Source organism: Pseudoalteromonas sp. MM1 (genome assembly GCF_030296835.1).
In the GTDB taxonomy this organism is placed as follows: Bacteria; Pseudomonadota; Gammaproteobacteria; order Enterobacterales; family Alteromonadaceae; genus Pseudoalteromonas.
Genome location: NZ_AP027922.1, coordinates 1,952,281 through 1,964,441 on the forward strand (window position 1 = coordinate 1,952,281; position 12,161 = coordinate 1,964,441).

Consider the following 12,161-nt stretch of genomic DNA (forward strand, 5'->3'; position numbering starts at 1 on the left):
ACCCCTATATAGAATATTTTAAATTGAAAGAAACGTAGTCACGATCTGAGAAAGTATTGATATCGCCACCACCCCAAAATGAGTTGTAGCTCACATCAAGTGACCATGCATTTTGGTAATTAAAGTTCATCGTTACACCCAACGATTTACGGTCTTCAATAAACAAGAACATAGGATCAGGTGTGTTACCGTTTACATCATGAGAAAATACAAATCGTGGAGAGAAATTAATACCATTGTAAAGGTTAAAGTAATCACCTTTAGCTATTAAGCGATAACCCCAAGATGATGCCGTAGCAAACGACTTTTCTTCTGGGCCATTAGAAAGACCTAGTTGTAATGTTGTGTAGTCAGTAGTGCCTGGCCCTGTGATTATACCGCTTCGGCCAGTACCCGACACATTTAAACGCATTTCGTCGTAATCAGGCATGTCATGAATTTTCACAGCACCTACTTCACCTACTACAGCCCAGCTATCAGCACCCAATGACGGACCAAATAGATGTGTTGCAGTAAATTGAATTTGTGATGTGTCGCGTTCAATATAACCTTGCGCAACTTCACCTGCCGCAACAGAGCTAATCGCATCACCAAAACTCATTTGCGAAATACCCGCAAAGTCTGGGCGAATACCAGCCAGCGCCAATTGTTCAGGCATTGCGGTATAAAGTAATTCTACATCATCTATTTGTAATGGTTCGTCTTTACGAAATGCAAACTCACCAGCAAACGCGGTTTCGCCAATTGTGGTGTTAAAGCTTAAACCGTAAAGTTTAATATCTTCTGGGTAATCATTTTCTGCTTTTGAAAACGCAACTAAATCTGCCACATTGTCATCTGTAATTTCTGTTGTTGCAATCATCGCTAAATCTTGTGCGATCGCAGCTTGCGAAAAGTTAGATACACGACCAGAAATTAGCGGGCGACGACTGTGGTAGTTTACGTGGTATAACGCCACTTCTGTGTCGTTCCACTCAGGTAAAAACACACCTAAACGTAAACCATATTGGCCACCGTCATCTGGCTCTGTTTTACCGTTATCACCTTTACCTTTAAGCGCAACTTTAGTTGGATGAGCTAAATACATATTTGCAAGCAGAGCTTGGCCTTCTGCACTTGTCGGGTCAATACCCTGTGCAGCGGCTACCTGAGCAAAATTAGTATAAAGGTTATTAAGGCTGTCGGTTAAAAATGCCATATCAATATCAGGGTTTGAGGTAAAACCTAACTGTACATTTTGCTGATAGCCGTTTTCTGCTGCAAAGTCATTAGTAGAAAAATAAGTACCCGCAGCCGGTAGGCGTGTTTCATGCCATTGGTACTGATAAAAACCTTCTAAAGTAATATTTTCAGTGATCCCTAATGACGCCCAAAGCATACCTACAGGAATAAATGCTTCTTTAAGTTCAGCACCTGGCGCTTTTAAGCGGTCAATATCAACTGGGTTTACGTTAATACCATGAGAGATAAGTGTACTCTCACCCCAGTTGACTACTTGTTGACCAAGGCGAATTGACAGCGGGTTATTGCCATCGTTTAAGTCAAAATTTGCCCAAACGTAGGCATCTAATAAACGGATGTCGGCACAGCTTTGCTCTTTTGTGTCATCATCATCACATGGATCTACGCCTTGTCCTGAGGTTGGATTAACGTAGGCTCTATCACCATCCATTAACTCAAAATCGTAAAAGTACATAAATCGCGTAAATAAGCCGTAGTTATCTTTACTTATTGAAAGGTCGTGTGTTCCTTTCAGTAATTTTGAAAACGAATCACCGCTATCAAAATTAAGATTACCCGCATCGCCATTATTAGAGTATGAGCCTGGCTGAGCCCACACATCTTGAGAAGAATAAATTGTATTTAACGAAGGATTATACCCAGTCCAATCAAATGCAGGATTATTGCTTTTACCAATAATGTCGAAATCTCTATCTTCAACACGGACGCTTTGGCCATAGGAAAAAGTTGAGTCAAAGGTAACATCAAAGCCCCCTACCTCAAAACTTGCTGCATTCGCTGCTGCTGATAAACCTAAGCTTGCGGCTGCTAAACCTATAGCTATTTTGTTTTTAACAAAAAGCGATCTTCTTATCATTGTGTATCCCCCCTGTCGTGGGTAATTATGTGTGATCAAGTTATTGTTTTTAGTGTAATCTTAACGATAGAAGCGATTATAAAAAATTACAACTGGTCGCGTTCAATCAATTATTTTATTTATTAGCTGACGTTTACGTATTGGTAAGACGTCATACCAGATAATTTATACACGTAAATTAACAATAGAACAAATTGAAATTAACAAAAAGATAATATTTCTATGTATCTATAACATAAAAACAGTAGGTTAGGCGATACGTTCGAGACGAATAAATTTATTCTCGGGGGTAAGTAAAAGTCTAAAACGCCCTCTTATTCCAATAGATGAAATATAAGGGCGTAAGTGCGAGGCAGCAAAACGTATTGTTTTGCCGTTATCCTCAACCACTTGTACTGAGCTAAAACGACCATGGTAGTAGTCCATACATTTGTTGTAGCTCAGGTGTAAAGAAAAATAATACTCAATCATTTAATTAAGTGCTTTTTCAACCTTTTCATATAAATCAGCGCTTAACCCTTCAAGGCTTGCTAAGCGTTGTAACTGTGCTTTCATGGCTTGAGCACGGGTTGTGTCAAAGCGTTTCCACGACATGAAAGGCGTTAACATTCTAGAGGCATTTTGCGGATTAATCGCGTTTAGCTTAATAAGTAAATCACCTAATAATGCGTAACCTTCACCATCTTTACGATGAAATTGCGCGGTATTAAAATGACTAAAGCTGCCCACTAATGCGCGTACACGATTTGGGTTAGAAAAATCAAAGCTAGGATGCGCGTACAACGCTTTTATATTCTCAATAGCATCATCACCAGATTGCATAGCCTGCAGCGCAAACCATTTATCCATAACTAAAACATCATGACGCCACTGGCTATCAAAATGATCTAACAATATGGTTCTCAATGGGTGTGATGCTTTTACCACCGCACTTAATGAGGCTAAAACATTGGTCATATTCGCTGAACCTGCCGATTCTTTAATAAAGCGGTCAACTTGCTCTGAAGGTATTTTAGCTAAGTAATGTAAACAAACACCTTTGAGCGCTCTTATAGCCACTGCATCTGGATTGATACTGCCATCATCTACTAACGAACTGTAACAATGTAAAAGCTCATCAGATAATTGCTCAGCAATTTGTTGCTCAAACAACTTAGTGATTGTAATGATTTCGTCAACGGGAATGATGTCAAACTCAGCGGCAAATGTATCAAAGCTTGGCAGTTTTATAAGCTCTGCTATAAGTGCTAAATCGCCACTTTGTGCGCTTATTAACACACGTAGTGCATTAATAACGTTTTCACTTAATGTTGCGCGCTTTGGTGCGTTGACTGCTTGCTTAACTGCATTAATGAATAACTGCTGCTGCGCATCCCAACGCGAAAAATCGCTGCGCGCAAAACGCATAATGTGCAGTAAATCAGGTTCTGAATTTTGCTGGCTTAAAATACAGGGCGCAGAAAAATCTTCTAGTAACACAGCCACTGGGCGAGCAGGTATTTGATCAAAATAAAACGTTTGTGCAGGTGCAGTTACGTTAAGCACATGGTCTTGTTTTTCACCTTGATAAGTAAGTGCAATACTTTGCCCATTTTCATCTAATAATTCGATGGCAAATGGAATATGAAGGCTCTTGTTATCTGGCTGATTTAGCGGAGCTGTTTGCTCAATTGTTAAAGTATAAAGTTGCTTATCGTGATCATAGTGCTGTGTTGCATTTAATCGTGGTGTCCCTGATTGGCTATACCAACGCTTAAATTGGGTTAAATCTATGCCTGAAGCATCACTCATTGCAGCAACAAAATCATCACAGGTAACCGCTTGACCATCATGGCGTTCAAAGTAAAGCTGCATCCCTTTTTGAAAATTAACCTCACCTAACAAAGTGTGCATCATTCTGATAACTTCAGCCCCTTTATCGTACACCGTTACGGTATAAAAGTTATTCATTTCGATAACTTTTTCAGGGCGAATTGGGTGCGCCATTGGCCCCGCATCTTCACTAAACTGATGTGTGCGCATTACTTTAACAGCATCAATGCGGTTAAGTGCGCGTGAGCCTAAATCGCTACTAAACTCTTGGTCTCTAAATACTGTGAGCCCTTCTTTTAACGATAGCTGAAACCAGTCTCTGCAAGTAACACGGTTTCCCGTCCAATTATGAAAATACTCATGACCAACAATAGACTCTATCGTGTGATAATCTTTATCGGTGGCGGTTTCTTGGTTAGCCAATACGCATTTACTATTAAATACATTTAGCCCTTTGTTTTCCATTGCTCCCATATTGAAAAAATCCACGGCAACAATCATGTAAATATCTAAGTCGTATTCTAGGTTAAAGCGTGTTTCATCCCAATGCATGGCTTTTTTTAAAGAGTTTATTGCATGTGGTGTTTTAGATAAATTGCCTTTATCAACAAACAACGCAAGCTCTATTTCACGCCCACTTTTTGTTGTGTAAGTGTCTTTTAGTACATCAAAATCGCCCGCTACTAATGCAAATAAATAACTTGGCTTTTTAAATGGGTCTTGCCATTTAGCAAAATGGCGGCCATCAGCTGTTTCACCACTGTCAATTTGGTTACCATTTGACAGTAAATGCTTAAAGCTTTTATCAGCAATAATCGTCACATCGTACGTGCTTAGCACGTCAGGGCGGTCTAAAAAGTAGGTTATTTTTCTAAAACCTTGCGCTTCACATTGCGTGCAATACGCTCCGCCAGATAAATACAAGCCTTCTAAAGAAGTATTTGTATCAGGAGAAATTTCAGTAACAATTTTAAGCTGGCATGTGTGAGGTAAATCATTAATGATTAATTGCTCACCTTCAATCTTATAATTAGTATAAGCAACGTTGTCTACTTGCAGCTCCACTAATTGTAAGTCTATGCCATCTAACACAAGCGCTGAGTTTTGATTTGTTGTTCTTTTAAGCGTTAGTAGCGCCGTCACTTTTGTATTTAGTGGTTGTAAGTCAAAAGTGAGTTCAGTGTGCTCTATAGAAAAATTTGGCGCAGTGTAATCTTTTAAGTATTGCGCTTTTGGCTTTACTGAAACAGTCATAGTTACTCCAAGTAAAGCTCCTTAATAAAGGAGCTATTTAGATTTATGCAGATTGCTTAGGTTCAATGCGTAAAATTTTAATGCCTACGTACGCATAAATAATGGCTAAGAAAGGGTTAATTAAATTAAAGAAAGCATACAAGGCATAGTCAAATGGGTTTATTAATAAAACGCTTTGCATGTACGCACCACAGGTATTCCAAGGAATTAACGGGCTTGTTATTGTGCCGCCATCTTCTAAAGTACGCGATAAATTAACGGGCTTTAAGCCACGCTTTTTATATTCTTCTTTAAACATACGACCCGGCACTACAATAGCGATGTATTGATCAGCCGCTATTAAGTTTGTGCCCACACAAGTAGCAATGGTAGATGTAATAAGGGAGCCTGTACTTTTTGCTATTTTTAAAATGCTCTTAACAAAAATATCTAATAAACCGGTTTTTTCCATAATGGCACCAAACATAAGAGCCGTCATGATCAGCCATGTTGTAGTTAACATCCCTGCCATACCGCCACCACTGAGCAATGAATCCATTTTGTCATCGCCCGTGTCGATGCTAAAACCATCGAAAAAAGTCGTCCAAATAATTTTGAAATAACCAACCAGCTCCCCCTGAGAAAGGTCAATTTGTGTCGCTATTAAATCTGACTGAAACAACATGGCCCACACAGCACCAATTACAGCGCCAATTGAAATAGCTGGAAATGCTGGCATTTTTTTAATCGCTAAAGCTAGTAGCACAATTAATGGAATTAACATTTCAAAGCCAATATTAAAGTTTTGCTCTAAAATCGCTGTTATTTCGTCGATCCTGCCAGCTTCGTTGGAGGCAGTTGCATTAAAGCCCATAAATATAAAAATGATTAATGCAATAACAAAGCTAGGAACAGTAGTCCATAGCATGTGGTGAATATGTTCAAATAAATCAGCTCCAACAACAGCCGGTGCTAGGTTAGTCGTTTCAGATAGCGGACTGAGTTTATCACCAAAGTAGGCACCCGAAATAACCGCCCCTGCCGTCACAGTTTGATCAAGCCCTAAACCGGTGGCCACCCCTAAAAGCGCAACACCTATGGTGGCGGCTGTGGTCCAAGAGCTACCTATACTCATTGCAACAATGCCACAAATTAAGCAACTTGCGGCGTAAAACCAGCTTGGGTTAATAACCTGTAAGCCATAATAAATGAGTGTTGGCACGGTGCCCGACAACAGCCAAGTACCAATTAAGGCACCCACCATTAATAAAATTAAAATTGCCCCCAATGATAAGGTAATACCTTCAATCATCGCTTCTTCAAGCTTTTTCCACGTATAACCATTTTTTAGCCCTATTAATGCCGCTGCAAAGGTGGCAAATAATAACGCTATTTGGTTGGGGCCTGATGACGAATTATCGCCAAATAAATAGACCGCTGCGCCTAAAAGGCAAATTAAAACAGTAATAGGAACAAGTGCATCAAAAAATGAGGCGGGTTTAATTGGTTTTTCTAAAGGCTTCAAAATAGTGACTCCTGCACACCACATACCGCGGCGTGGTTATTTATTATTTTTAGCGTATCAGTGCTTTTTTAAGCCACAGTAATGTAACTCAATGTAGTAATTTGCGATTATAGCAATTTAGCGAAATTTAGGTAACAAAAAAGGCGCAAAAAGCGCCTTCTAAACGGGGTAAACACGTGTTTATTTTTTAGCGATACGGCCAAAGTTAATGTAATCTTGAGTGATCAGTGCTGCCTCTTCTAAGAAAGGGTCAAGCTCTTCAATTATCTCAGGTACATCATCTAGGTTTTCTATTGGCTCTTTACCTAAACGCTTTAAGCGCTCATTAGTGCGCGCTAGAGTACGTGCTTCGTTTTCATCTTTTTCTTTAATACGGTCTGCTTCAACTAAAGAAATAGTTTTGCGATCTTTTTCTTCGTTGTAACGGGCAATATCATCAAATACGTAACTAAACTCTGGCTCTGACTTAATACGTACTTCGTGCTGTTTTTCAAGATAAGTGATTACAGGCGTTAAATTACCCTGCTTATTATACTTAGCTCGAACTATGCTGTCCCACGGCAATGCATTATCTTGCTTGCTCTCGCCCCATTCTGCTGGGTCTATCGCTGAAGGGAATGAAATATCGGGAATAACCCCTTTATGCTGAGTACTGCCGCCGTTTATGCGGTAAAATTTAGCAATAGTGTATTGCACGCTACCTAAATCGTTGTCGTATAAATCATACGCACGGCCTAATCCTTTGTGCTGCTGAACCGTTCCCTTACCAAAGGTTTGCTCGCCAATAATAACCGCGCGGCCATAGTCTTGCATTGCGGCGGCAAAAATTTCAGAGGCAGAAGCACTGTAACGATCAACTAAAACTGTTAATGGGCCATCATAATAGGTAATTCCGTCACGGTCTTTTTGCTCTTCAATTCGGTTATTTAATGTATGAATTTGTACAACCGGACCTTGGTCAAAAAAGAGGCCTGATAACTGTGTAGCTTCATATAATGATCCACCGCCATTTTGGCGCAAATCAATAATAATACCGTCTACGTTTTCTTCTTTAAGTTTGGCTAGTTCAACTTTAACGTCTTTTGAAAGGTTGTTGTAAAAACCAGGTATTTCTATAACACCAATTTTTGAAGTTAAATTGGAGTAACTTGCTTCAAATACTTCCGATTTTGCGGCTCTATCTTCTAAACGAATTTTATCACGAGTGATCTCAACGACTTTAGGCGTACCATGCGCATCAGAACCTTTAAGATACTGTAAACGTACCTTAGTGCCTTTTGGGCCTTTGATTAAATCAACAACATCGTCTAAACGCCAGCCAATAACATCAACAAACTCTTTTTGATCTTGAGCAACGCCAATTATTTTATCGTCAGCTTTTAGCTGCTCTGTTTTATCGGCTGGGCCACCTGGTACTAAGCTGCGAATAACGGTGTAATCTTCATCTGGGCTTAAAACAGCACCAATGCCCTCAAGCTCTAAGTCCATATCCATTTTAAATTGTTCAGCACGGCGCGGTGATAAGTACGACGTATGCGCCTCAATGCTTCGCGCTAGCGAATTCATCACAATTTGAAATGCATCTTCTGAATTGGTTTGTACTAACCGTTTTTGTGCATTTTTATAACGCTTGGTAAGAACCTCTTTAATCCCTTCCCAATCTTTACCGGTCATTTTTAAACGTAAAGCATCGTATTTAACGCGTTCACGCCAAATTTCATCAAGCTCAGCTTGTGATGCTGGCCATGCTGAATCTTCACGGTCAAAAAAGTATTCGTCGTCTTTATCAAACGTCATTTCTTTATCTAGAAGTGATAAAGAGTAATCATAACGTTCAAAGCGGCGCTTTAAGCTTAAGTTAAAAATATCAAACGTAAAACCTAACTTGCCAGTGGTAATCGCATTATCAAAATCGTTGCGGTATTTTTCAAACGCAGCAATGTCGCTTGCTAAAAACACACTTTTATTAAAATCAAGGGATTCGATATAACGATCGTACACTTTACTAGAAAGCGCATCGTTAAATCGAACCGGTGTATAGTGTGAACGAGCAAATAAGTTAGCCACTCGTTTGCTGGCAGTGCCATGTTGACTTTCTTGTTTAAGTACAGGCAAGTCTTCAAGTTTTGCCGCTTCAACTGAAGCGAATAAAGAACCCGAAAACAGGGCAGCAACTAACGGAATGAGCGTAAACTTTTTACTCATACACAACTCCTTAATTTATTTACAACTTAAATAATGTATAAGCTGTCAGCTTTGGTTTTAACTTGCATGCCTGTTACTAATTCAACATGGACTTCGTCTTTGTTTACTTCAGTAATTACCGCATTTACAAGTGCTTGGCCAAGTTTTACCTTAACCTTGTTATTAACCTTGACCTCACTTTCAGGTAAAGGTTCAACTTTTCCTGAACGTTTAGCAGGGGCTGCTTTAGCTGGTTTGTTAGCTTGTGCATTGTTTTTGCTAGAGTGGGCTGGTTTTTTCTTGAAAGATTTAGAATCTGAATCTTGGCGAGGACGCTGTTGTTTTTTGCGTTTTGCCATTTTAGCACGGCTTTCTTCTAGTGCTTTTTGAGCGTGGTCAATGTGCTCTTGCTCAACTTTTTCACCTTGATTACCATCAAGATCAATACGAAACTCTGACTTAGTCACAGCTTCTAAATAACGCCAGTTAGACGTGTATTTTCTAAGCGCTTGACGTACTTGAGTCTTACTTACTTTTTCAGACCCTTCGATACGCTCGGCAATATCTTTAAAAATACCGACTTTAAGCGGTTTAATACCGTCTTTTTGTTTAAAACATTGTGGAAATTCTTGATAAAGAAATTCCAGCACTTCATTAATATCTTTTAGCTTGTTTGTGGTTTCCATTTTAGAACCTATTTTTCACATCTTTTCATCAAGGGACGAATCAACGTAGTGTATTACCCAGTCGATTAACTCTTCGAAGTCGGCCTCAAGTACAGCCAAATCACCTCGAAGGTGTTCCCAAATACCATTTATTATTTCATCGATTGATTCACAATCTAAATCATCTGGGAGTTTATCCCAGGCTATGTGAATCAAATCATTGAGCGTTTCCGCTACATGTTCTTCTTCCCCTTCCCAATCGCCTACATCTTGTACTGCGAATAGGTAGTCTTGAACATTTAGCAAGTCTTTCATTATAAGCTTGCCTCTAAGCATTTAACTAATGCTTCAAGACCTGCTTGGTCATCAGTATCAAATCGACCAATAGTTGGGCTATCGATATCAAGAACAGCAACTATTTTATCATTTTTCATGATAGGTACAACAATCTCAGAGTTAGACGCTGCATCGCAAGCTATATGGCCTTCAAACGCATGTACATCTTCAATTAGTTGAGTTTTTAATGTTGCTGCAGCCGTACCACACACCCCTTTTCCAACAGGGATACGTATACACGCTGGATTACCTTGAAAAGGCCCAAGCACTAATTCACTTGGCGAATCCATAAAGTAAAAGCCCGCCCAATTTACATCTTCTAATGAGGTAAATAATAGCGCACTTATGTTAGCCATATTAGCAATGACATTAGATTCACCAGCAATTAGTGATTCAGTTTGCTTAACTAATGACTGGTAAAAATCGTGCTTTTGCATACCAAACTACTTCTTATTAAACAGACAGTAGCTAAAGGTACTCTTTGTCGTGAAAAATTGAAACCTTTTACAGGCAAAAAAACAGAAATAGCGCCGTTTTTGAGCACGCTTGATTAATATTTCTGCAATTATTTTTTTGCTGATTTACGCAAGCCAAATAAAAATAGTCCTGCAGCAAAAGCGGCCATTACACTATTAATTAAAAATATCTCGCCTGTTGTAGCACTCAATAGGTAACTAAAAATTGCGCCACCAAGCAACCCAAGAGTCAGTACCCCTGAATAATTTACTTTTGCATACTTAAACATAAGCAAATAACCAGGCACAACAAAAGCGGCCATAGTAAGGCCAACAATATGTGCATTGGCGATTGCCGTCATTAATAGTTGTAAAAAAATGGTAGCCGTATCGCCATTCATAGTGAGCCCATAATAAAGGCCAAGTAAACTACCAACAATAACGGGAGATAATAAAGAAAGCGCGACACTTTTTGCTAGTTGATGTTTCATTTAAGTTCCTAAATACACACTACAAACATTATCTTAAGCATGCACCAAGTTCTTAAGGTTAGAAACAGAGACTATGGTCGTAATTTATGATGGGAAATTATACGTATTTTTGAGTTAAGAAAAGTGTTACTGAATCAACTAATCTAAAAACAAAAAAGCCCGCTAAAAGCGGGCTTTAATATAATGGTGGAGAGATAGGGATTTGAACCCTAGATGGGCTACAAACCCATGCCGGTTTTCAAGACCGGTGCATTCGACCACTCTGCCATCTCTCCAAAAGTGCTATAAACTACAAGTAAGAGTGTACTCATAGTTATTGTAATTAGGTGGTGGAGAGATAGGGATTTGAACCCTAGATAGGCTACAAACCTATGCCGGTTTTCAAGACCGGTGCATTCGACCACTCTGCCATCTCTCCGCACGGCCTGCATAATAGGGAAACCCATTGGCTTTGTGAAGCTTTTTTTAAAAAAAACTGTTTAAGTGCTTAAAAAACAATTAATTTGTTCAAAGATAAAACAAAAGCGCTATTATTTATACACAAATGAACTTTAATTAAAAAATAACACGCTATTGATCTACAAAGGTTTGCCCAAACATATAAGAGTTGGTAATCTAATTTTAGTTAAATTATCGAAACAAACATGTTTCACTTAAAGGAGCTCTACAATGGCATTTAATCATTCGTACAATACCGCTAAACCGGTAATGTCGACCATTGAAACAAACAAGGTACTTAAAAACACCTATTTCTTACTGGCCATGACATTAGCATTTAGTGCTGTTACGGCGGGTATTTCAATGGCATTACAATTACCTTACTTTATGGGAATTGTGTTCACACTGGTTTCGTTTGGTTTATTATTTGTTGTAAACAAAAAAGCAGACTCAGCCTCAGGCGTTTTTTGGGTATTTGCTTTTACTGGCTGTATGGGCGCAGGCCTTGGCCCACTACTTAACTATTATGCGGCTATGCCTAATGGCCCAATGCTTATTATGCAGGCGCTTGGTTCAACTGCATTAATATTTTTTGGTCTATCGGCTTATGCATTAAACACTAAAAAAGACTTCTCATTTATGGGTGGTTTTTTAACTGTGGGCTTATTAGTCGTTATTGTTGCAAGCATAGTTAATATTTTCATTGGCAGCTCGCTAATGTTTATGGTGCTAAACGCAGCTGTTGTGTTAATTATGTCTGGCTTAATTTTATTTGATACAAGCCGTATTATTAACGGCGGTGAAACTAACTACATTCGCGCTACTGTCTCTCTATACTTAAACGTATATAACCTATTTACCTCTTTACTGCACCTTCTTGGCGCAAGTGATGACTAATTAAATAGTTCTGTTAAAATAGCCCCT

The 12,161-nt window shown here is 39.1% G+C and carries 10 protein-coding genes and 2 tRNA genes; 1 reads left to right on the forward strand and 11 read right to left on the reverse strand.

What is annotated here, in order from left to right; translation table 11 throughout:
• Positions 1 to 4 precede the first annotated feature (4 nt).
• The 11 genes from QUE46_RS08830 to QUE46_RS08880 form a co-directional block, all read right to left on the reverse strand.
• The gene (locus QUE46_RS08830; protein WP_286244470.1) at positions 5 to 2,098 is read right to left on the reverse strand and encodes a DUF1302 domain-containing protein; all 2,094 of its coding nucleotides are present in this window, start codon (positions 2,096 to 2,098) and stop codon (positions 5 to 7) included.
• A 249-nt stretch (positions 2,099 to 2,347) separates the two neighbouring features.
• Entirely contained in the window at positions 2,348 to 2,569 is a 222-nt protein-coding gene (locus tag QUE46_RS08835; RefSeq protein WP_024033528.1) for a DUF2835 domain-containing protein, read from the reverse strand.
• Complete coding sequence (gene pepN / locus QUE46_RS08840; RefSeq protein WP_286244471.1) at positions 2,570 to 5,164, reverse strand: aminopeptidase N; 2,595 nt, start codon at positions 5,162 to 5,164, stop codon at positions 2,570 to 2,572.
• A 43-nt stretch (positions 5,165 to 5,207) separates the two neighbouring features.
• Entirely contained in the window at positions 5,208 to 6,668 is a 1,461-nt protein-coding gene (nhaC, locus tag QUE46_RS08845; RefSeq protein WP_286244472.1) for a Na+/H+ antiporter NhaC, read from the reverse strand.
• Positions 6,669 to 6,848: 180 nt separating this feature from the next.
• Positions 6,849 to 8,873, reverse strand: coding sequence for a carboxy terminal-processing peptidase (prc, locus tag QUE46_RS08850; RefSeq protein WP_286244473.1), 2,025 nt, complete (start codon positions 8,871 to 8,873; stop codon positions 6,849 to 6,851).
• A gap of 26 nt (positions 8,874 to 8,899) precedes the next feature.
• Positions 8,900 to 9,538 (reverse strand): RNA chaperone ProQ, encoded by a 639-nt coding sequence (proQ, locus tag QUE46_RS08855; RefSeq protein WP_286244474.1) that lies wholly within the window; start codon positions 9,536 to 9,538, stop codon positions 8,900 to 8,902.
• 15 nt (positions 9,539 to 9,553) lie between these two features.
• On the reverse strand, positions 9,554 to 9,832 hold the full coding sequence (locus QUE46_RS08860; protein WP_004586713.1) for a hypothetical protein: 279 nt from the start codon (positions 9,830 to 9,832) through the stop codon (positions 9,554 to 9,556).
• Complete coding sequence (locus tag QUE46_RS08865) at positions 9,832 to 10,290, reverse strand: GAF domain-containing protein (RefSeq protein ID WP_286244475.1); 459 nt, start codon at positions 10,288 to 10,290, stop codon at positions 9,832 to 9,834. The genes QUE46_RS08860 and QUE46_RS08865 overlap by 1 nt, the downstream gene beginning before the upstream one ends.
• A gap of 128 nt (positions 10,291 to 10,418) precedes the next feature.
• Positions 10,419 to 10,799, reverse strand: coding sequence for a hypothetical protein (locus QUE46_RS08870; protein WP_286244476.1), 381 nt, complete (start codon positions 10,797 to 10,799; stop codon positions 10,419 to 10,421).
• A gap of 184 nt (positions 10,800 to 10,983) precedes the next feature.
• Positions 10,984 to 11,074: transfer RNA gene (locus QUE46_RS08875), tRNA-Ser, on the reverse strand.
• 52 nt (positions 11,075 to 11,126) lie between these two features.
• A tRNA-Ser gene (locus tag QUE46_RS08880) sits at positions 11,127 to 11,217 on the reverse strand.
• A 251-nt stretch (positions 11,218 to 11,468) separates the two neighbouring features.
• Here QUE46_RS08880 and QUE46_RS08885 point away from each other — a divergent pair.
• On the forward strand, positions 11,469 to 12,134 hold the full coding sequence (locus QUE46_RS08885) for a Bax inhibitor-1/YccA family protein (RefSeq protein ID WP_286244477.1): 666 nt from the start codon (positions 11,469 to 11,471) through the stop codon (positions 12,132 to 12,134).
• Positions 12,135 to 12,161 lie beyond the last annotated feature (27 nt).

Bases quoted from the DNA above. Each gene is read 5' to 3' on its own strand.
- QUE46_RS08860 (WP_004586713.1), bottom strand. From the start codon at position 9,832: ATGAAAGACTTGCTAAATGTTCAAGACTACCTATTCGCAGTACAAGAT.
- proQ (WP_286244474.1), bottom strand. From the start codon at position 9,538: ATGGAAACCACAAACAAGCTAAAAGATATTAATGAAGTGCTGGAATTT.
- QUE46_RS08830 (WP_286244470.1), bottom strand. From the start codon at position 2,098: ATGATAAGAAGATCGCTTTTTGTTAAAAACAAAATAGCTATAGGTTTA.
- QUE46_RS08865 (WP_286244475.1), bottom strand. From the start codon at position 10,290: ATGCAAAAGCACGATTTTTACCAGTCATTAGTTAAGCAAACTGAATCA.
- QUE46_RS08835 (WP_024033528.1), bottom strand. From the start codon at position 2,569: ATGATTGAGTATTATTTTTCTTTACACCTGAGCTACAACAAATGTATG.
- prc (WP_286244473.1), bottom strand. From the start codon at position 8,873: ATGAGTAAAAAGTTTACGCTCATTCCGTTAGTTGCTGCCCTGTTTTCG.
- pepN (WP_286244471.1), bottom strand. From the start codon at position 5,164: ATGACTGTTTCAGTAAAGCCAAAAGCGCAATACTTAAAAGATTACACT.
- QUE46_RS08870 (WP_286244476.1), bottom strand. From the start codon at position 10,799: ATGAAACATCAACTAGCAAAAAGTGTCGCGCTTTCTTTATTATCTCCC.
- QUE46_RS08885 (WP_286244477.1), top strand. From the start codon at position 11,469: ATGGCATTTAATCATTCGTACAATACCGCTAAACCGGTAATGTCGACC.